Source organism: Ruegeria sp. CF3, from assembly GCF_056537365.1.
Map to the genome: position 1 here is coordinate 1,353,968 of NZ_JBQFRK010000001.1, position 19,724 is coordinate 1,373,691.

Consider the following 19,724-nt stretch of genomic DNA (forward strand, 5'->3'; position numbering starts at 1 on the left):
TTTTCCATGAAGAAAATCTATGACAATGCCTATGAGGCGCTCGATGGGGTGATATCGGACGGCATGCTGATCGCTGCGGGCGGCTTTGGGCTGTGCGGTATCCCGGAAATGCTGCTTGAAGCGATCAAGGCCTCAGGCGCGAAGGATCTGACATTTGCCTCGAATAACGCAGGTGTGGATGATTTTGGCATCGGCATCCTGCTGCAAACCAAGCAGGTCAAAAAGATGATCAGCTCTTACGTTGGGGAAAACGCCGAATTCATGCGCCAGTATCTGAGTGGAGAACTGGAGCTGGAATTCAATCCACAAGGCACACTGGCCGAGCGGATGCGGGCCGGTGGCGCTGGCATCCCCGGGTTTTACACCAAGACGGGCGTAGGAACGGTGATCGCGGAAGGCAAAGAGCACAAGGACTTCAACGGCGAGACCTATATCATGGAGGAAGGCATCTTCGCCGACCTCGCGATCGTAAAGGCGTGGAAAGCCGATGACACCGGGAACCTCGTGTTCCGCAAGACCGCCCGCAACTTTAACGTGCCCGCAGCGACTTGCGGCAAGATTTGTGTGGCTGAGGTTGAAGAAATCGTCCCGCGCGGCTCGCTGGACCCGGATGGCATCCACCTGCCCGGCATCTATGTGCATCGCATTATCCAAGGCAGCCACGAAAAGCGCATCGAACAGCGCACCACCCGCAAGAAGGAGGACGCATAATGCCCTGGGATCGCAATCAGATGGCCGCACGTGCGGCAGAAGAGCTGGAAGACGGCATGTATGTGAACCTCGGCATCGGTATTCCGACGCTGGTGGCGAACTATGTAGGGGACAAGGACATCACCCTACAGTCCGAAAACGGTATGCTGGGCATGGGGCCTTTCCCGTTTGAGGGCGAGGAAGACGCTGACCTGATCAACGCAGGCAAGCAGACGATTACCGAACTGTCCCGCACCTCTTACTTCGATAGCGCGACCTCGTTCGCCATGATCCGAGGCGGTAAGATCGCTGCTGCGATTTTGGGTGCGATGGAAGTGGACGAGAAAGGAGACCTGGCCAACTGGATGATCCCCGGCAAGCTGGTCAAAGGTATGGGCGGTGCGATGGATCTGGTCGCTGGCGTTGGTCGCGTGATTGTAGTGATGGATCACACCAACAAGCATGGTGATTCAAAAGTGCTGAAGGAATGCACGCTGCCTCTGACTGGCCAGGGCGTTGTGGATCGCATCATCACCAATCTGGGTGTTCTGGATGTCGTCGAAGGTGGCCTGAAGATCGTCGAACTGGCCGATGGCGTCAGCGAGGACGAGATGCGAGGAGCGACTCAGGCAACAATCGTAGATTGACCTCAGGCCAATGATTCATAAGGCCCGCTGCGACGCGGGCCTTTTTTAGTTCGAAGTCTGAAAAATGCAGGGGTCCGAAACGAACTGCGGTGTTGTTGTACAAAGAGCACTCGCGACCTGAAACGCGGCCAGAACCTTGGGCACGTAGTCTCTGGTCTCGGCATAAGGTGGCACACCACTATGCTTGCGCACGGCCCCTTCGCCGGCATTGTAACCTGCCAGTACGAGAATCGGGTCATTGTCGAACTCGTTCATGAGCCAATGCAGGTATTTGACCCCACCTTCGATATTCTGTTCAGGTTTCAGGCTGTCCTCTACCCCAAAACGTTCGGCGGTAGCTGGCATCAATTGCATCAAGCCCTGCGCCCCGGCAGAACTGACAGCCTGTGTGCGGCCCGCAGATTCTACCGAGATAACGGCTAGGACAAGTGCGGGTGAGACATTCGTCCCTACGGTCGAACGTAGAATATCCACCCCTCGCTTTTCTGCGATGTCTTGCAAGGTCTGCAGACGCGGCGCCGCGACACCCGTGGCAGTAAGCGCTTGAACGGCCTCTCTCAGCCTACCTGCGCTGGCCTGCGCCAGATCGGGGGATACCCGGCTCCAGAATGCTTTATAAGAGCCAACTGGCTTGGTCGCCCCCGCAATCTTCTGAGGAACCGATGGGGGCGGCTTTGCGATAGCGGCAATCTCAGGCACTTCCAGCTTGGCGCCAGTGCTGGGGGCTGATGGTGATGCTGCATGTTGTTCGGGCGTGATCTGAATCGTCACGCGCGGACGTGTCCCCGGTTTAGGGGCCTTTATGCGCTTATAGACGCCGCGCGGCTCGGTTTCGGTTGCAGTGACAGGAATTGCACCCGCCATCAGAAACACCGCTGCACCGGCGCATATTACTGCGTCCCGGAAATACATTTGCCTGCCTCGATTTCTTATCTTTTGAAGCATTTTGAACATCATAACGGCCCGCAACACCAGAAAAACCAAGCGAATTGGGGCAATTTCGCCTCAATTGCCGCCATTTTGCATCGCCCACGCAACGGAAGTACAAAAAAGGTGTGATTTTTTTTATTTATTTCCAATTAGTTACTAAATTCACCAACAAAAAATTAAGCTTTGAGCAAAAAAATATTGGTTTGGCCCAATTCCTGCCACGCACAGGGGTCAAACATATATCCATACCGAGACGATCGGGAGCGGACTGAGAGAGAAAGCTCTGAAAGACGCCGAGGTTAATTAATTTTTGATCCTTTAGGAGGGACATAACATGATCAAGTTCATCAAGAACTTCCGCAAAGACGAAGACGGCGCCGTAACTGTAGACTGGGTCGTTCTGACCGCAGCTGTTGTTGGCCTGGCAGCCGTTGCTTACAACCAGATCCACAATGGTGCCAGCAGCCTGGCAGGCAACATCGATGACGCTCTGGGTTCGGTAACTGTGACAGTTCCGGATACCGAATAATCTGTTATCGGTCTAGCATAACAACTTGGGGCCATGTCTTTACTCAAAGGCGTGGCCCCTTTGTTTTCAGAAGAGAGCGATCCGGTATAGTCCAATGTTAAAAAGAGTATATAGTTTCCGAACCGATGAGACCGGCGCGATAACCGTAGACTGGGTGGTTTTAACTGCTGCAATCGCAGGTCTCGCCGCAATAATCTACTTCATCCTGAGCCAAGGACTTCTAACAGCGGGACAGCCGATCGCAAATGTAGAAGTAGAAGAGATGGTCTTTGAGTAGCGCGGGCCCGTTCCCATTTACTAGCGAAACGGCAACCCTGCGAATAAGCGTATTTTCTGCCAAAAATTACCGGGATTGTCCGCTTTTTCGACACAATTGAAAAATATCTTGGATCCTGAATCGATGTGACTTCAAGAGTCGCGGTCTACGGAAAATAAAGAGGGACAAATGCGAGCTGTTTTTGGACTTGTTCTTATCATCGGGGTCGCGTTGGCCGGTGGTGCTGTCTATATGGCACGCGAATACATCACGGACAATCAGGCCAAACTTGCACAGGAACGCAAGTTGCGCGAAGAGGCGCTTGCCAATGCGCAGGCGGGCATCGTCCCGACCGTAGGCGTTTTGGTTTCGAATCGCTCCTTCAAATACGGCGAACGTTTGAACCAGGAAGATATCCGCGTCGTTCAGTGGCCAGAGGATGCGATTCCCGAGGGTGCCTTTGTGGACATGACAACCCTATTCCCGGAAATCAAAAACAATGAACGATTCGTTCTCCGCGCGATGGAGAAAGACGAAGCGATTATGGAAGTCAAAGTCACCAATCCAGGCGAGACTGCTGGCCTCAGGTCGCAATTGCCCAAGGGAATGCGCGCATTTGCGATAAGCGTTGATGTGGCATCTGGCGTATCAGGCTTTTTGCGCCCGGGCGATACGGTGGACGTGTATTGGACCGGCTCATTACGTGGCACCAGCGATTCTGGCCGCGGTGAGATTACTCGTTTGGTGCTGACGAACATCGAATTGGTCGCTGTTGATCAGTCGGCGGGTCTGGATGTGACCGGCACAACCATTGCTCGCACGGTCACAGTTGCAGCGACGCCACAACAGATCGCCGCTTTGGCACAGGCTCAGAACACGGGTCGCATGTCGCTGGCACTGGTTGGCGCTCAAGATGACAAGGTGGCAGAGGTGGTTGAAGTCGATCAGCAGTCTTTGCTTGGCATTGAAGAGAGGGCCCCGGCCCCCGTCGCAGCTCCGGAGAAGGTCTGCACAATCCGCACCCGTCGTGGCGGCGAGACGGTAGAGACCCCAATTCCCTGTACAAACTAACTAAGTTTCAGACCTTTACGAGACAAAGACCGCGCATTTTGCGCGGTCTCTTTCTTTGTGTTGTTGCGCATAATCCACATAAGGAACTTTCCAGAAACCATTGATTATTGCAATAAATCTGGTTCTGTCGCAGGGTTTCATAGCATAGGGCATAAGACCCAAAAAAAATCGAGTGGTGATCGGAGAGGCAGGTCACATGACAATACGTTCCTGGATCAGCGCAACCCTGCTGGGGTTGTCGCTAGTTGTGAGCCCAATCGGCGATGCCGCTTGGGCCCAAAATCTTCGCGTGGTTAAAAAGGGTACGGCGGAAACGCTGGATGTCCCCGTAAATCGCGCAATCGTGGTGGAGAGCGAACAACCGTTCGCAGACATCAGCATTGCTAATGCAGGCATAGCGGATATTTCGACCCTGTCGGACCGCACTATCTATGTTCTCGGTCGGGCACCGGGTACAACCACCCTGACAATGTTCGACGGCGCGGGTAATCTGATTACCAACGTGCGTGTGCGTGTTTCCCCTGATGTTTCGGAATTCAAAGAACGCTTGCGTCAGATTCTTCCCAGTGAGCGAATCGAGGTTCGGACCGCCAATGATGGGATCGTCTTGTCGGGAACAGTTTCCAGCAGTGCCAAACTGGCGCGTGCGCTTGAGTTGGCAGAACGGTATGCCCCTGAACGTGTATCGAACCTGATGAATGTCGGTGGCGTGCAGCAGGTCATGCTGAAAGTGCGCTTTGCGGAAATGAACCGCTCTGTAGCCAAAAACTTGTCGGCATCGTTGGGCTTTGGCGGTGGCGACACCACTGCGGGCTTCAATTCCTTGAATAACCAGGGCGCACTGAACAACGCACTGGCGAACAACATCCCGTTTGTTCAGACAAATTCCGGTGCCATTCTCTTCGGTTTCGGCGCGGGGTCGACACAGGTTAGACTGCTTTTGGAAGCCCTTGAAACCAAGGGTTTGGTTCGCAGCTTGGCAGAACCGAATCTTTCTGCACTGTCTGGCCAAGAGGCGGAGTTCCTTGCCGGTGGTGAGGTGCCAATCCCAGTACCCCAAGGCGACGGTGTTGTTGCGATCGAGTATCGTCAGTTTGGCGTACAGCTGCTGTTTGTTCCGCGCGTCGTCGATGGCAACCTGATCAACCTGGAACTGGGTGCATCAGTATCGAGCATCGACCAGAGTGCGAACTTCACGATCAACGGCGACAATGTTCCCAGCTTCATCACGCGTCAAACCCGGACAACCATCGAGTTGCGCGACGGTGAGAGCTTTGCCATTGCAGGCCTAATCCAGGATGATTTCACGGATCTGAACAGCCAGGTTCCCTGGCTTGGCGATGTGCCTGTATTGGGCGCGTTGTTCAGGAGCGCTCAGTATCAGCGTGAGCAGAGTGAATTGATCATCATCATTACCGCGCATCTGGTGTCGCCCACTCGTGGCGAGGCGCTTGCCCTGCCGACCGATCGTGTGAAACCGCCCAGCGAGTTCGATCTGTTCGTAAACGGCAAGATCTCTCGGACTGAACGCGCCGGAAATGGTGCAGCCTCTGAAGTTGCCAATCAGGATTTTGGCACCTCTTACGGCTACGTGCTGGACTGATAGAGAGGATAGAACCAATGGAAAAGTGGATCATCACACTGGGTCTTTCGGTTGCTGTCGCCGGTTGTACACGCGAGGCCGGGTACGAAATCGATCAGGGCACGTTTGGTAACGCTACACTGAACAACATTCAGGTCATGAATGGTGAGTTGACGTATGGCCAAATCCTCGCGCGGCGTTTCGCTGCCGAGGTGCCAACACAGATCAACTTTGCCTTCGATAGCGCGCAATTGGACGCTTCGGCGCAACGAATCCTGTTGCAGCAGGCGGCCTGGATCAAACAGTTCCCCGAGGCGCGGTTCCGTGTCTATGGGCACACGGATGCCGTTGGCTCTGAGGCATATAACAAGCGATTGGGCCAGCGCCGCGCCAATGCCGCCGTTGCATTCCTGACACGACAAGGAATATCGCGTTCACGGTTGGAAGCCGTTGTTTCCTTTGGCAAATCCAGGCCGTTGGTTGCCACCCAAGATCGGGATCGACGCAATCGGCGGACAGTGACCGAGGTATCCGGCTTCTTCGACCGGCATCCAAATATTCTAGATGGAAAATATGCGGACGTGATCTATCGCGAATACATCTCAAGCGCGATCCCGATAAGCGATATCCAACGGCAAGAAGACGCCGGTGGTACCAGCGACTAATAAATAGGAAATGGGCGGCATTGTCGCCCATTTCCCTACAATTGGTTCTTTTGCGCCCAATTCTTGCCTAACTTCCAAGCCACTTTGTGAACAATTGGGTGACCTGCGGCCAAAATCGACCGCATCGGGCGACAGCATACCAGAACTGAATCTTCTCGCGTTCAAATGGTTTGCTCAGCCCTCTCGATGAGGATTGTGTTAATGACGAGCGCGACGCCGCAAGACGATAATAACGCCATTTTGGCCTGTACCATCAGCCGTGATGTCCAGAACTTCGACCTTTTGATCGAGGATATGGAAGCTGCGCTGGGCGAACGCTGGGGTGATCTTGGATTTGCCGAAGCGCTTGCGTTCTTTAGCCAACCCGAAGCCAAGACGCTTCAATTTGTAGCGCTGGCGCTGGACGGCGATGATGAAGACAACCTGACACTGATGGGTGAGATCATCACTCAGGCCAAGGAAAAAGGCATCAAGGTTGTCTTGATCGCCGAGGATGTCACCCCTGCCGCATTGCATCAGCTGCTACGCAGAGGTGCGGACGAGTTTGTCCCCTACCCGCTTCCCGAAAATGAACTTCAGGAAGCAATCGATCGTATGCAACAACCCGATCCGGTTGTGGCACCACAAGCAGCGCCTACTGCGACGAACGGCTCCTCGAAAGAAGGGGCGCTTTTTGTCGTGCAGGGTCTGGCAGGTGGTGTCGGTTCTACAACCATGGCGGTCAATCTGGCATGGGAACTTGCAACGGTTTCAGCCAAAGAAGCCCCGAAAGTGTGCCTGATCGACCTGGATCTGCAATACGGCACTGTTTCGACCTATTTGGATCTGCCTCGTCATGAAGCCGTGTTCGAAATGCTCTCAGACACGGATTCGATGGACGAAGACTCCTTTGGACAAGCGCTCCAGACGTTTGAAGAGAAGCTGCAAGTTCTAACGGCACCATCTGACATGGTGCCGCTGGACATCATCACGCCTGAGGACATTCAGCGTGTGATCGACACCGCACGCGCGAATTTTGATTATGTCGTCATAGACATGCCAAAAACACTTGTTCACTGGTCAGAAACGGTTCTGCAGGCCGCCCATGTCTATTTTGCGTTGCTTGAGCTGGATATGCGCTCGGCCCAGAACGCATTGCGTCTGAAACGGGCACTGCAGGCCGAAGAATTACCCTTCAACAAACTGCGGTTTGCTATGAACCGGGCTCCTAAATTTACCGATCTCAACGGTAAAAGCCGGGTTAAACGTATGGGTGAAAGTCTGGGTATTTCCATTGATCTGCTTCTGCCCGATGGCGGCAAACCCGTCATGCAAAGCGGCGACCACGGTCTACCGCTGGCAAATTCAGCGGCCAAGAACCCGCTGCGCCGGGAAATCGCCAAATTGGCTCAATCGCTTCATAGCCTTGGCAGTAGTGACGCCGAAGCCGCATAACTCAAAGGGGAGCTGCCGTGTTTTCAAGATACAAAAAACAGCCTTCGGCGCAGCCGGTTGAAACCCAGGCGTCGAAAGTCGAGGCCCCGGCAGCAGCAGCTGCGGCACCAGCTGCCAACGCAATTGCGCGCAAGCCGGTCAGGAAAAAGGCGGCAGAAGTTGTTGGAAACGACAAGGAACGCAAGCGCAAGGAACGGCTGGGCGAAATCAAGCTTGAGCTGCACCGCGAGCTTCTTGAAAACCTGAACCTCGCAGCCCTTGAAAAAGCTGAAGAATCAGAACTGCGGACAGAAATCAGCGCGATTGCCAGCGAAGTTCTGGAAGCCCGCAACATCGTTCTGAACCGTGAAGACCGCAGCCAGCTAAACAAAGAGCTTTATGACGAGGTCACCGGTCTCGGGCCGCTGGAAGCGCTGCTACAAGACGACTCGGTCAACGATATTCTGGTCAACGGCCCCCAGCAGATTTTTGTCGAACGGGCCGGTAAGCTTGAGATCAGCGACATCACGTTCAAAGACGAAAAGCACCTGATGCGGATCATCGACAAGATCGTTTCTGCCGTTGGTCGCCGTGTCGATGAATCCAACCCGTATGTTGACGCCCGCTTGGCTGATGGCTCACGTTTCAATGCGATGGTGCCGCCGATCGCGGTGGATGGTTCGCTTGTTTCCATTCGTAAGTTTAAGAAAGACAAGCTCGGCATCGACGATCTGGTCAATTTCGGTGCGTTTACCGAAGAAATGGCAGCCTATCTGCAAGCCGCCGTGTCGACTCGTCTGAATATCATTGTTTCGGGCGGTACCGGTTCCGGTAAAACGACAACGCTGAACGCGCTGTCGAGCTTTATCGACGACGCCGAGCGCATTCTGACCATTGAGGATACCGCGGAACTTCAGCTGCAGCAGACCCATGTGGGTCGGATGGAAAGCCGTCCGCCCAACGTTGAAGGCAAAGGCGAGGTCAGTCCACGCGATTGTTTGAAAAACGCCCTGCGGATGCGCCCCGACCGCATCATCGTGGGCGAGACCCGTGGCGCCGAAGTGATCGATATGCTGCAGGCCATGAATACCGGCCACGACGGATCAATGACCACGATCCACGCGAACTCGGCCCGTGACGGTATCTCGCGTCTTGAAAACATGATCGCCATGGCGGGGATCGAAATGCCGATCAAAGCGGTCCGCAGCCAGATCTCGTCGGCTGTGAATCTGATCGTTCAGGCCAGCCGTCTGCAGGATGGTTCGCGCCGGATGACATCAATCACCGAAATTACCGGCATGGAAGGTGACGTCATCTCGATGCAGGAAATATTTAAATTTCAACGTGTTGGCCTGACCCCCGACAACAAGATCATCGGTCATTTCACCGCCACAGGTGTGCGCAGCCACTATTCCGAGCGCTTCCGTCTGTGGGGCTTCGATCTGCCCGCCTCGATCTACGATCCAACCACGATGTAGGAGAACCAAGATATGCAACTGCCTGTCGAGGCGCTCATCTACATCGTGATTTTCGTCGGGGTCTTTGCCCTGGTCGAAGGTATCTATCTCGTCGCATTCGGAAAATCGATCAGCCTGAACAGCCGCGTCAATCGCAGGCTGGACATGATCGATAAGGGCGTCGGGCGCGAGCAAGTACTGGAGCAGCTGCGCAAGGAAATGCAGCAGCACATGAAGTCGCAGAGCATACCGCTCTACTCGCTATTGGCAGACAAGGCGCAGAAGGCGGCGATCGCCTTCTCTCCTCGGCAGTTGATTGTGATCATGGCACTGGTTTCAGGGCTGGCTTTTGTAGGTTTGAGCGTAGGAACAGCGACCGAACCGACGCTTCGGGCGGCTCTATCGGTCGCGATCGGGGTCGGAGCGGTGTACGCTTGGGTCAATAACAAAGCCAATAAACGTATGGCCTTGATTGAAGAACAATTGCCCGACGCGGTGGAACTGATGGTTCGGTCACTTCGTGTCGGAAACCCATTTGTTTCTTCGATCCAAATCGTTGCTAACGAGGTCGAGGACCCCCTTGCGACAGAGTTCGGTGTTATCTCGGATGAATCCGCTTATGGCCGGGATGTCGGTGAAGCACTCAAAGATATGGCAGAGCGGCTGGACATGCAGGATTTACGGTTTTTGGCCGTCGCCGTTTCGATCCAGCAGCAATCGGGGGGTAACCTTGCCGATATTTTGGCTGGATTGGCCAAGGTGATCCGCGCGCGTTTCCGACTGTTCCGCCGGGTGAACGCTATCACCGCCGAAGCCAAATGGTCAGGTAAATTCCTGTCGGGTTTCCCGGTCGCCTGTCTTCTGTTCATCATGGTTAAGGACCCGAACTACTACGACGCCGTAATCGACGATCCGCTTTTCATTCCGGCATGTTTCTTTGTCGGCATCACGCTGACCCTGAACCTGATCGTCATGCGTATCCTGACCGACATTAAGGTTTAAGAGGCCCAAAGATGGAATTTTTGAACCAGATCAATGAACTGTTGAAGCAGAACTTGGGTGAATTCGGTCCGCTGATTGTCGTGGGCGTTTTGGGATTGTTCATGATCCTGGTCACAATCCCGCTGATGCTGAACCAGCCGGAAGACCCACTAAAGAAGTTGCAGCGGTCAAATTCACCGCCAAAAAACAACAAGAAAGAAAAGAAAGAGCGTCTCAGAACAGCCAGCCGGAACGAACAGCTTGAGAAGTTCGCCAACTTTCTCGAACCAAAGAACGAAGAAGAGTATACCGCCGTTCAACTCAAGTTGAGGCAAGCCGGCTATCAGTCCAAGGACGCGGTTCGTTTCTATCACTTCGCTCAGTTCGCATTGGGCATAATCGGGATCCTGATCGGCGTCTCGCTGGTTACCGTGTTTGCGGGCGATCAGGAATTTGACTCGACACAAATCCTCATTCGCGTTCTGGGACCTGGTATTGCGGGTTACTTCGTGCCCAAATACTGGATCACGCGGCGCGTAGAGGAACGCAAGGAAGCGATCGTAAATGGTTTCCCTGATACGCTCGATCTGATGTTGGTATGCGTCGAGGCCGGGCAGTCCTTGGATCAGGCCATTGTACGGGTCGCGTCTGAGATGAAAGCATCTTACCCAGACATCGCGCTTGAGTTCGAGGTTGTCGCCTACGAAATGAAAGCCGGTAAAGAAAAGGACACCGTTTTGCGCGACTTCGCGACGCGATGCGGCGTTCAGGACGTTAGTGCGTTCGTCACCGTGATGATCCAATCAGCGACATTCGGGACATCCATTGCCGAAGCGTTGCGGGTTTATGCCGATGAAATGCGTGACAAACGCGTGATGCGCGCCGAAGAGGCAGCGAATAAGTTGCCAACCAAAATGACCCTTGCGACAATGATGTTGACCGTCCCTCCTCTGCTGGTCATCCTTGTTGGACCTTCGGCAAAAGGTATTATGGAGTTTGGAAACCGATAACGCCTTCCCGCTTCTTCGCTGGGTTGCCAAATCAGGTTGTTGGCACCTTCGTATGACAATTCCGGCCGCCATGGTTTTCACCATGGTGGCCTCTTGCACTGAAACAGGCGCGACAGACGATCCGTTTGCCCCTGGCGTCGATCCTGATGGGCCTGCGGTAGATGAGGTGACGGTCGGAAACCGATTGATGGCGGCGGGCGAATATGAGCTTGCACTTGAATCCTTCACCCGTGCCGCGTTGCAACAGGGTATGACCCCGCAAATCCTGACTTCGCTTGGGACAGCTAATTTGGGATTGCGCCGGATTGGCCAAGCTGAACCGCTATTGCGTCGTGCTGTCGAGGACGATCCCGAGTGGCCTGTGGCATGGAACAACCTGGGTGTCTTCTTGGTGGAAACGGGCGAATATGCCGAAGCCGCGCAGATGTTCCGCAGAGCCTATGCGCTGGACAATGGCGAAAGTGACGCAATCCGCGACAATCTGCGGTTAGCACTCGCAAAAATGGAAAATCCTGTTAATAATACCCCTCAAGAACAAGAATTTGAACTGGAGCAGCGCGGCAACGGGCAATTTGTTCTGCGTAAAATCCAGTAATAGAGGCAGAGCAGTAAAGGACGCACAAAAATGCGCCAACCCTTCTTGATTCCGACGATGCTGGCGTGCGGGCTGGTTTTGGCCGCCTGCGCAAAGGAAACCGAAGAGGAAAAGGTTGAACGTACTTTTCAGGAAGTGAACGTTATCGACGAGACCAACCTGAATGACGTGATGCTGAATGCGGCCGATCCCAATGAGGCGGTGACCTATTTCCAAAGTGCGGCCGCCAAGAACCCCGACCGCATCGACCTGCAACGAGGACTAGCGATCACGCTGACCCGTGCAAAGCGCAGCACTGAAGCTTCCGCCGCGTGGAAACGTGTGCTGAGCATGAAAGGGGCCAACAACGCCGACCGTGTCGAATACGCTGATGCTCAGATTCGCAGCGGCAACTGGGATGGCGCAAAGGCGACATTGGACAAGATCCCCCCTACATATGAAACCTTTAAACGGTATCGGCTTGAAGCGCTGGTGGCAGATGCCAAAAAAGACTGGAATCGCGCCGACCATTACTACGAAACCGCGGTGGGCCTGACGACCCGCCCTGCCGGAGTCATGAACAACTGGGGCTATTCCAAACTAACGCGCGGGCAATATGCGGAAGCCGAGCGGCTGTTTACCGACGCCATTAGGCAGGACAATTCTATGTTCACCGCCAAGAACAACCTTGTTCTGGCGCGCAGCGCGCAAGGCAACTACAGCGTCCCTGTTGTCCCAATGACGCAGACCGAACGGGCGAAACTGTTGAACACCATGGCCATTTCAGCCGTGAAACAGGGGAATATCAACCTGGCCAAGAACCTCTATCGCGAGGCGATTTCCACCCACCCGCAGCATTATGACGAGGCGGTCCGCTCGCTTCGGGCCCTTGAGGACGCCTGATCCATGATCATACCAGCGGCAGCGGCGGCGTGGTTTCTACCTTTTGTTCTGCCGATCTGTTTCTACGTTGCCTTTACGGATATGCGTGAGATGCGGATCAAGAACCACGCTGTCGTCGCGCTGGCGGTTGTTTATCTCATCGTCGGGCTTATCGCATTGCCACCGTGGTCCGGTCCGTGGATCCCCGGCAACATCGGGCCGTTAACCCTGACCCTGCCTGTCTACGGATGGCAGCTGCTTCACATGGTTGTCGTTCTTGTTATCGGCATCGTGCTAAATGCAGCTGGTGTGATGGGGGCCGGAGACGCGAAGTTCTGTGCCGCAGCCGCAGCGTTTGTCTGGGTCGGTGACCTGATGTGGGTCATGGTGATTCTGACGGCAACTCTGCTGGGAGCGTTCTTTGCCCACCGGTTGGCGAAATACACCCGGCTGCGCCAGATCGCACCACATTGGGAAAGCTGGGATCGCGGCAAACAGTTCCCTATGGGTCTGACGCTGGCTGGCAGCCTCGTTGTTTATTTGATTTTGGGCATAATCCACGGATCGTGAACAATCATCAGCGCGCCTTGCCCGCGCCTTTGTCCTGCCACAAATCCGCGCCAAATTCTTCCAAAGCGGCCCCGCAAGGGCCTTTTGCGTGATTTTTGGATGGACGAGCCCCGCTCATGAATATGCAGACCTCCTCTGTGATTGCCCCCCCTGCCCCCAAAGGCCTGGGAGAAATGCAACTTCCGCTGGTGATGATGCGGGACATTCTGTTGAAGACCGTCTTTCGCAAGAACGTGGATACGGTCAGCGAAATTGCGGGTGCCATCTGTCTGCCCGGGTCCGTGACACAGGAACTAGTTGATATCGCACGCGAGCAGAAACTGCTTGAAGCGACCGGGACTCTGAACGCCAACTCCGGCAATGAAATGGGCTATCAGCTGACCGATGCGGGCAAAGCGCGGGCGTTGGACGCGTTGAGCCAGTCTGAATATTTCGGTGCGATGCCGGTGCCGCTCGATGTTTACCGCGAGCAGGTCAAGCGCCAGTCGATCCGTAACATTCAAGTCACCCGCGACCAGCTAACTGGCGCGATGGGCCATCTTGTTCTGCCCGACAGCCTGCTGGATCATCTGGGCCCGGCGGTCAGCGCCGGTCGCTCAATTCTGATGTATGGCCCTCCGGGCAATGGTAAATCCTCGATCTCGAACGGCATTCGTGATGCTTTGGGGGACAACGTCTATGTTCCGCGCGCAATCGAATATGCCGGTCAGGTGATTACGGTCTACGACCCGATCGTGCACACCGCGATCGAGCAAGAAGAGGACGATCCCAACAGCCTGCGCCGCCGCAAGCGGTTCGACACTCGCTATGTTCAGTGCGAACGCCCCACCGTTGTGACTGGTGGTGAACTGTCACTGAGCATGCTGGATTTGGTCTACAACCCCACTGCGCGTACTTATCAGGCACCTCTGCAGCTGAAATCCACCGGTGGCATCTTCATCGTGGACGACCTTGGACGTCAGGCAGAGCCCCCTCAGGCCCTGATCAACCGCTGGATTGTTCCGCTTGAAGAAAGCAAGGATATCCTTGGCCTGCAATCGGGTGAGAAGTTCGAAGTACCATTCGACACGCTGGTTATATTTTCGACCAACTTCCACCCAAATGAGATTTTCGACCAAGCGGCCCTGCGCCGGATTTTCTTCAAGATCAAAATCGACGGCCCGAACCAAGAGAACTTCCTGAAGATCTTTGCCATGGTCGCCCGCAAGCGCGGTATGCCACTAGACGAGGCGGCGCTAGTGCATTTGCTGAAGGTCAAATACCCGACCATCAACAACATCTACGCAAACTATCAGCCGATCTTCCTGATCGACCAGATGATCTCAATCTGCGAGTTTGAGGGTATCCCGTATCAGATGAGTCCGGACCTGATCGACCGAGCCTGGGCCAACATGTTCGTGAAGGAAGAAAAGATCATTCACTGATCCCCTGGTCCTGGTTTCCATGGCCTGAGGGCTGCGCTAGGTTCGTCGGATGGTGCAGATTCCTCCGGCAATCCAAAACTGGTTTTCGAACAAAGGCTGGTCGATTCATCCGCATCAGCAAGAAATGTTTGAGCGGGCGAATGATCCCGCGACGCTTCTTATCGCTCCAACTGGTGGCGGCAAAACCATGGCCGGTTTTCTACCTTCCCTGGCCGAGTTGGCCGAAGGGCAGCATGACGGATTGCACACGCTTTATGTGTCTCCTCTCAAGGCGCTGGCAGCGGATATCAGGCGCAATCTGCGCGTTCCCGTCGAGGAAATCGGCCTACCAATTCGGATCGAAGATCGCACCGGCGACACATCGGCCACGCAGAAGAAACGCCAGCGCGCCGATCCTCCACATATCCTGCTGACCACGCCCGAAAGTCTGGCGTTACTTACTTCATACGAAGATGCTCCGCGCATGTTTGCTGGGGTCCAGCGCATTGTTGTCGACGAGATACATGCACTGGCAGAAAGCAAACGGGGGGATCAATTGATGTTGGCGCTGGCACGATTGCAGACACTCTGCCCCGATCTGCGCCGCGTAGGCTTGTCCGCCACGGTTGAAGACCCCGAAGGCATCGCACGATTTCTAGCCCGCAATCCCGATCCTTGCCGAGTTATTCAGGCTGATCCCGGCCCTGACCCCGATATCTCGATGCTGCAAACACAAGAGATGCCGCCATGGTCGGGCGGTGGCGCAGCCTATTCCATCCCCGCTGTGATGGAGCAGATCAAAAAGCACAAGACGACACTTATCTTTCACAATACTCGGGCGCAGGCCGAGATTTTCTTTCACAACCTCTGGCTCGCCAACGACGACGCTCTGCCCATTGGTATTCACCACGGCAGTCTGGATCGGCAACAACGCGAACGGGTCGAGGCTGCGATGGTCAGGGGTGATCTGAGGGCAATTGTCTGCACCGGCAGCCTCGATCTGGGGATCGACTGGGGCGATGTGGATCTGGTGATCCAGATCGGCGCGCCGAAGAACGTCAAGCGGCTGGTGCAGCGGATCGGGCGCGCAAATCACCGCTACAATGCCCCTTCCAAAGCTATTCTCGTCCCAGCCAACCGGTTCGAAGTGGTCGAATGTGTTGCTGCACTGGAAGCTGTGCAAGAACATGAGCTGGATGGCGACCCCCGCGGGCCAGGACCCAGGGACGTTTTGTGCCAGCATATTCTGATCGCCGCCGCAGCGGGACCCATTGATGCAGATGCACTCTACGCCGAAATGACGGCTGCCGGGCCTTATGCGCAGATCACCCGTGCTGAATTTGATGCCTGTTTGGAATTCTGCGCCACCGGTGGATATGCCCTGCGAGCCTATGATCGGTGGCAGAGGCTTCAGCAGCGCCCGGATGGAGCGTGGCAATTGCGCGACCCGAGGGCGGCACAGCGTATCCGCATGAACCTTGGCACGATTCAGGACACCGACACGCTGAAGGTTCGGCTTAAGCGCAATCGCGGGGGCAAGCCTCTGGGTGAGGTAGAGGAGGGATTCGCGGCCTCGCTAACCCCTGGTGATACCTTTCTGATCGGTGGTCAGATCGTCCGCTATGAGGGTCTGCGAGAGATGGTGGTCGAGGTCAGCCGCCGCGCTGACCGCAAGCCCAAGATCGCGACCTTTTCGGGTACTAAGTTCGCCACGTCCACCCAGCTGAGCGACCGAATCCTACGGATGTTCGCACAGCCGGATTGGCCTCAGTTGCCAGACCACACTGCCGAATGGCTGGGTCTTCAGCGCGAGATATCACGCCTGCCGCAAAGTGACCGCCTGTTGATTGAAAGCTTCCCTGACAGGGGGCGCGAGCATCTATGCGTCTACGGATTTGCCGGCCGCAATGCGCAACAGACGCTGGGGTTGCTGTTGACCAAACGCATGGAGGAAACCGGCCTTGCGCCGCTGGGATTTGTAGCCACTGACTATGCCACCTTAATCTGGGGGCTGGATGCGGTGACCGATCCGCGCCCACTATTTCAGTTGGACGCGCTACGAGAAGGATTGGAGACTTGGCTGGCGGGTAACGCGGTGATGAAACGCACATTTCGTGCTTCGGCCACAATCGCGGGGTTGATCGAACGCAACACTGGTGGGCAGCGCAAGAGTGGTCGGCAGGCGACATTTTCGTCAGATATCCTCTACGACACCTTGCTGAAATACGATCCTGAACATCTGCTGATGCAAATCACCCGCGAAGAGGCCATGCGCGGGTTGGTCGATTTCGGACGGATCGAAGCCATGGTCGCCCGGATCGGAGACCGGATTGACCTGCTGCGGCTAGACCGCGTCTCACCCCTGGCGGCGCCTCTGTTCCTCGAAGTTGGCAAAGTCCCCGTCAAGGGTGAAGGCGAGGAACGCCTGCTTGCGGAAGAAAGTGCCCGGTTACTGCAGGCCGCCGGATTGCAACCGGCATAAACCACTTGCGCAATCCGCAAAATCGTATGAAGAACGGATCATGAACAAGATCGCGTTTTCATTTGCTGGCCAAGACCTGACTGCGCTTGGGTCGGGCGCACTATGGTGGCCGGAACAGGGCTTGCTCTGTGTTTCCGATCTGCATTTAGGAAAATCCGAACGGATCGCCCGCAGGGGCGGCCCGACCTTGCCGCCGTATGACAGCCGCGAAACATTGACCCGATTGGCAAGTGATCTTGCCCGTACCGGTGCCACGAAGGTCATCTGTTTGGGGGACAGCTTTGACGATCTCGATGCCTCGGGCGCGTTGGCTGCTGAGGATAGGCAACAGATCACCGCAATGCAGGCTGGTCGACGTTGGATCTGGATCGAGGGGAACCATGACCCCGGCCCGGTAGAAATGGGCGGCACACATCTGTCCGAGTGGGCTTGCCACGATCTGATTTTTCGCCATATCGCCCAGCAAAACAGCGCAGGTGAAATCTCGGGCCACTACCACCCCAAAGTTAACCTGAATGCCCGAGGGCGCTCGATCACCCGCCCGGCTTTTTTGCTGGATCAATCACGTCTGATCCTTCCAGCTTATGGCGCTTACACTGGGGGGTTGCGCAGTTCAGCAGAGGCTCTGAGCGGGATCATGGCGCCGGATGCGCGGGCAATTCTGACCGGTGCGCAACCTCAACTCATCCCGATGCCCAGATAGGTTCTAGAGCAACCCGTCGTCCACGAGCTGTTGCTTGTATTTCCTGCTGACAGGAACCAGATCGCCGTTGCTGAGGTGCAAAAAGGATTTTCCCTTTTCTTTTTCGACCCCAACAATCGCTGTATCCACGACCCAGTGTGAACGGTGCGTACAATGGCCGTGTACCGGCTCCATCTCGGCAATCGCGTCGGTAAAGCGCGAGCGGATTGTAAACGTGCCATCGGACGTGACCACGTCGACATAGTGATCGCGCACGGTCAACCGATAAACCTGCCCCTCGAACTTGGCAGGCAAACGATTGAAAAGACGTGGTCTGGGTTCGTATAGCGGTGCTGCGGTTTCTTCCCGCTGACGCACCAGCAAAAGTCCGGTGGCGAAGAGAAGACCATAAGGGGCGACTTTCAATATGCCCGGTGCCATCAATCCATTCAGCGTGAACAGAATCCAGGTCAGCAACCACAGTGATGGTGCAAACAATGTCAGGATCAACAGGACGAAGGCAAAATCACGGACCAGCAATCCGGATCGATTTAGCCGTTCGCGTACCAGCTTTCCAGCCGACCAAGTCGCTGCAAGCGCGAGCAGCATAACACCTGTCCAGAACACCATCCGCTGACTGAATGGCAGTGTCATATCCCGAAAGGGGGCAAAGGAATACGCCAATAAAGGAATAAAAACGAGGCCCGCCACTACCCGTTGAAGGCTTATTAACGAGAAGATCGGACTCAGCTTCATCATACCAGGTAACGCACCCCGCCAAAGGTAAAACCATGAAACACGAACAGACAGGATTATAACCCCTTAAACGGCTGGAATAGAAGGATTATCACCGACCGACGCTAGGTCAAGTCAAGATGTAGTTATATAAATATCCTAATCTAATGAAAAAGGCCGGAGAGCTTTTCGCTCTCCGGCCAATTCAATCATGGAGGTTGCGCCCGGATTGAACAGCGAGGCTGCTATTAAGCAGTCAGACCTTCGGGTTCAGGCAAGCCGTTTGCGCGGCAAGCCGCGGTGAGCGTGTTCGCAAGGAGGCAGGCGATCGTCATAGGGCCAACTCCACCGGGAACAGGGGTAATCGCACCAGCGCGTTCTGCCGCAGTGGCGTAGTCAACGTCGCCAACCAGCTTGTTCTTGCCGTCGCGTTCGATCCGGTTGATGCCGACATCGATCACAGTTGCGCCTTCCTTGATCCAGTCACCCGGAACCATCTCGGGGCGACCAACTGCGGCGACCACAATATCAGCACGGCGTACAACATCGGGAAGATCTTTGGTGCGGCTATGCGCGATGGTCACGGTGCAGCTGTCGCCCAGAAGCAACTGCGCCATCGGCTTACCCACGATGTTCGACCGACCGATCACTACAGCATCCATGCCGGACAAAGAGCCGTGGTGATCGCGCAACATCATCAGACAGCCCAGCGGAGTGCACGGCACCATTGACTTCTGACCTGTTCCCAGCAGGCCCACATTCGAGATGTGGAACCCGTCCACATCCTTTGCCGGATCGATCGAGTTGATCACCAGATCTTCGTTCAGATGCTTGGGCAGCGGCAGTTGCACCAGAATGCCGTGCACCGCAGGGTCATTGTTCAGTTTGTCAATCAGCGCAAGCAGGTCCTCTTCGGAGGTCTCTGCATCCAGCTTGTGCTCGTACGAGTTCATGCCGACCTCGACGGTCATCTTGCCCTTAGAACGGACATAGACCTGGCTGGCCGGGTCTTCGCCCACCAGAACCACCGCCAGACCCGGGGTGATGCCGTTCTCTTCTTTCAGCTTTGCAACCTGGTCAGCCACCTGCGCGCGCACTTTGGCGGCAAAGGCCTTTCCGTCGATAACCTGCGCTACCATTCTTTGATCCCTTCTTTCACAAAACG

Annotated in this window: 19 protein-coding genes; 16 read left to right on the forward strand and 3 right to left on the reverse strand. The window is 55.3% G+C overall.

The window, feature by feature from the left end; all coding sequences use genetic code 11:
- Positions 1-6: 6 nt before the first annotated feature.
- The gene (locus tag ACR0KC_RS06840) at positions 7-711 is read left to right on the forward strand and encodes a CoA transferase subunit A (RefSeq protein WP_480705566.1); all 705 of its coding nucleotides are present in this window, start codon (positions 7-9) and stop codon (positions 709-711) included.
- Complete coding sequence (locus tag ACR0KC_RS06845; RefSeq protein ID WP_170397333.1) at positions 711-1,337, forward strand: 3-oxoacid CoA-transferase subunit B; 627 nt, start codon at positions 711-713, stop codon at positions 1,335-1,337. Before ACR0KC_RS06840 ends, ACR0KC_RS06845 begins: the two co-directional genes overlap by 1 nt.
- A gap of 45 nt (positions 1,338-1,382) precedes the next feature.
- Here ACR0KC_RS06845 and ACR0KC_RS06850 read toward each other — a convergent pair whose 3' ends face one another.
- Positions 1,383-2,249, reverse strand: coding sequence for a transglycosylase SLT domain-containing protein (locus ACR0KC_RS06850; RefSeq protein ID WP_170424291.1), 867 nt, complete (start codon positions 2,247-2,249; stop codon positions 1,383-1,385).
- Positions 2,250-2,601: 352 nt separating this feature from the next.
- Between ACR0KC_RS06850 and ACR0KC_RS06855 the strand changes: the two genes are divergently transcribed.
- From ACR0KC_RS06855 to pdeM, 14 genes are all read left to right on the forward strand, one after another.
- Positions 2,602-2,796 (forward strand): hypothetical protein, encoded by a 195-nt coding sequence (locus ACR0KC_RS06855; RefSeq protein WP_170397337.1) that lies wholly within the window; start codon positions 2,602-2,604, stop codon positions 2,794-2,796.
- A 445-nt stretch (positions 2,797-3,241) separates the two neighbouring features.
- Positions 3,242-4,123 carry a Flp pilus assembly protein CpaB gene (cpaB, locus tag ACR0KC_RS06860; protein WP_170424295.1) on the forward strand — a complete coding sequence of 294 codons (882 nt, stop codon included), beginning with the start codon at positions 3,242-3,244 and terminating at the stop codon, positions 4,121-4,123.
- Positions 4,124-4,319: 196 nt separating this feature from the next.
- Positions 4,320-5,726 (forward strand): type II and III secretion system protein family protein, encoded by a 1,407-nt coding sequence (locus ACR0KC_RS06865; RefSeq protein WP_170397343.1) that lies wholly within the window; start codon positions 4,320-4,322, stop codon positions 5,724-5,726.
- Between the two features lie 17 nt (positions 5,727-5,743).
- Positions 5,744-6,370, forward strand: a complete 627-nt coding sequence (locus ACR0KC_RS06870; RefSeq protein ID WP_170397345.1) for an OmpA family protein — start codon at positions 5,744-5,746, stop codon at positions 6,368-6,370.
- Positions 6,371-6,571: 201 nt separating this feature from the next.
- Positions 6,572-7,804 (forward strand): CpaE/TadZ family protein, encoded by a 1,233-nt coding sequence (locus tag ACR0KC_RS06875; RefSeq protein ID WP_170424297.1) that lies wholly within the window; start codon positions 6,572-6,574, stop codon positions 7,802-7,804.
- Positions 7,805-7,821: 17 nt separating this feature from the next.
- Positions 7,822-9,261, forward strand: a complete 1,440-nt coding sequence (locus ACR0KC_RS06880) for a TadA family conjugal transfer-associated ATPase (protein ID WP_480705569.1) — start codon at positions 7,822-7,824, stop codon at positions 9,259-9,261.
- A gap of 12 nt (positions 9,262-9,273) precedes the next feature.
- A complete protein-coding gene (locus tag ACR0KC_RS06885; protein ID WP_170397358.1) occupies positions 9,274-10,242 on the forward strand; it encodes a type II secretion system F family protein in 969 nt (322 codons plus the stop codon).
- 11 nt (positions 10,243-10,253) lie between these two features.
- Positions 10,254-11,231 (forward strand): type II secretion system F family protein, encoded by a 978-nt coding sequence (locus ACR0KC_RS06890; protein ID WP_170397360.1) that lies wholly within the window; start codon positions 10,254-10,256, stop codon positions 11,229-11,231.
- 52 nt (positions 11,232-11,283) lie between these two features.
- Positions 11,284-11,826, forward strand: a complete 543-nt coding sequence (locus ACR0KC_RS06895) for a tetratricopeptide repeat protein (RefSeq protein WP_480503818.1) — start codon at positions 11,284-11,286, stop codon at positions 11,824-11,826.
- A 30-nt stretch (positions 11,827-11,856) separates the two neighbouring features.
- Positions 11,857-12,708 carry a tetratricopeptide repeat protein gene (locus ACR0KC_RS06900; RefSeq protein WP_170397362.1) on the forward strand — a complete coding sequence of 284 codons (852 nt, stop codon included), beginning with the start codon at positions 11,857-11,859 and terminating at the stop codon, positions 12,706-12,708.
- Positions 12,709-12,711: 3 nt separating this feature from the next.
- Entirely contained in the window at positions 12,712-13,257 is a 546-nt protein-coding gene (locus tag ACR0KC_RS06905) for a prepilin peptidase (RefSeq protein WP_170404351.1), read from the forward strand.
- Between the two features lie 116 nt (positions 13,258-13,373).
- Positions 13,374-14,681 (forward strand): ATPase, encoded by a 1,308-nt coding sequence (locus ACR0KC_RS06910; protein WP_170397365.1) that lies wholly within the window; start codon positions 13,374-13,376, stop codon positions 14,679-14,681.
- A 49-nt stretch (positions 14,682-14,730) separates the two neighbouring features.
- A complete protein-coding gene (locus tag ACR0KC_RS06915; RefSeq protein WP_480705572.1) occupies positions 14,731-17,142 on the forward strand; it encodes a ligase-associated DNA damage response DEXH box helicase in 2,412 nt (803 codons plus the stop codon).
- 40 nt (positions 17,143-17,182) lie between these two features.
- Entirely contained in the window at positions 17,183-17,845 is a 663-nt protein-coding gene (gene pdeM, locus ACR0KC_RS06920) for a ligase-associated DNA damage response endonuclease PdeM (protein ID WP_480705574.1), read from the forward strand.
- A gap of 3 nt (positions 17,846-17,848) precedes the next feature.
- Here pdeM and ACR0KC_RS06925 read toward each other — a convergent pair whose 3' ends face one another.
- Both ACR0KC_RS06925 and folD read right to left on the reverse strand, forming a co-directional pair.
- Entirely contained in the window at positions 17,849-18,433 is a 585-nt protein-coding gene (locus ACR0KC_RS06925; protein WP_480771635.1) for a LytTR family DNA-binding domain-containing protein, read from the reverse strand.
- 374 nt (positions 18,434-18,807) lie between these two features.
- Positions 18,808-19,698, reverse strand: a complete 891-nt coding sequence (folD, locus tag ACR0KC_RS06930) for a bifunctional methylenetetrahydrofolate dehydrogenase/methenyltetrahydrofolate cyclohydrolase FolD (RefSeq protein WP_170511402.1) — start codon at positions 19,696-19,698, stop codon at positions 18,808-18,810.
- Between the last annotated feature and the right edge of the window lie 26 nt (positions 19,699-19,724).

Bases quoted from the DNA above. Each gene is read 5' to 3' on its own strand.
- ACR0KC_RS06890 (WP_170397360.1), top strand. From the start codon at position 10,254: ATGGAATTTTTGAACCAGATCAATGAACTGTTGAAGCAGAACTTGGGT.
- ACR0KC_RS06900 (WP_170397362.1), top strand. From the start codon at position 11,857: ATGCGCCAACCCTTCTTGATTCCGACGATGCTGGCGTGCGGGCTGGTT.
- ACR0KC_RS06895 (WP_480503818.1), top strand. From the start codon at position 11,284: ATGACAATTCCGGCCGCCATGGTTTTCACCATGGTGGCCTCTTGCACT.
- pdeM (WP_480705574.1), top strand. From the start codon at position 17,183: ATGAACAAGATCGCGTTTTCATTTGCTGGCCAAGACCTGACTGCGCTT.
- ACR0KC_RS06915 (WP_480705572.1), top strand. From the start codon at position 14,731: ATGGTGCAGATTCCTCCGGCAATCCAAAACTGGTTTTCGAACAAAGGC.
- ACR0KC_RS06925 (WP_480771635.1), bottom strand. From the start codon at position 18,433: ATGCTGCTCGCGCTTGCAGCGACTTGGTCGGCTGGAAAGCTGGTACGC.
- ACR0KC_RS06875 (WP_170424297.1), top strand. From the start codon at position 6,572: ATGACGAGCGCGACGCCGCAAGACGATAATAACGCCATTTTGGCCTGT.
- ACR0KC_RS06855 (WP_170397337.1), top strand. From the start codon at position 2,602: ATGATCAAGTTCATCAAGAACTTCCGCAAAGACGAAGACGGCGCCGTA.
- ACR0KC_RS06870 (WP_170397345.1), top strand. From the start codon at position 5,744: ATGGAAAAGTGGATCATCACACTGGGTCTTTCGGTTGCTGTCGCCGGT.
- ACR0KC_RS06910 (WP_170397365.1), top strand. From the start codon at position 13,374: ATGAATATGCAGACCTCCTCTGTGATTGCCCCCCCTGCCCCCAAAGGC.
- ACR0KC_RS06840 (WP_480705566.1), top strand. From the start codon at position 7: ATGAAGAAAATCTATGACAATGCCTATGAGGCGCTCGATGGGGTGATA.
- ACR0KC_RS06850 (WP_170424291.1), bottom strand. From the start codon at position 2,249: ATGTATTTCCGGGACGCAGTAATATGCGCCGGTGCAGCGGTGTTTCTG.
- cpaB (WP_170424295.1), top strand. From the start codon at position 3,242: ATGCGAGCTGTTTTTGGACTTGTTCTTATCATCGGGGTCGCGTTGGCC.
- ACR0KC_RS06885 (WP_170397358.1), top strand. From the start codon at position 9,274: ATGCAACTGCCTGTCGAGGCGCTCATCTACATCGTGATTTTCGTCGGG.
- ACR0KC_RS06865 (WP_170397343.1), top strand. From the start codon at position 4,320: ATGACAATACGTTCCTGGATCAGCGCAACCCTGCTGGGGTTGTCGCTA.
- ACR0KC_RS06845 (WP_170397333.1), top strand. From the start codon at position 711: ATGCCCTGGGATCGCAATCAGATGGCCGCACGTGCGGCAGAAGAGCTG.
- folD (WP_170511402.1), bottom strand. From the start codon at position 19,698: ATGGTAGCGCAGGTTATCGACGGAAAGGCCTTTGCCGCCAAAGTGCGC.
- ACR0KC_RS06905 (WP_170404351.1), top strand. From the start codon at position 12,712: ATGATCATACCAGCGGCAGCGGCGGCGTGGTTTCTACCTTTTGTTCTG.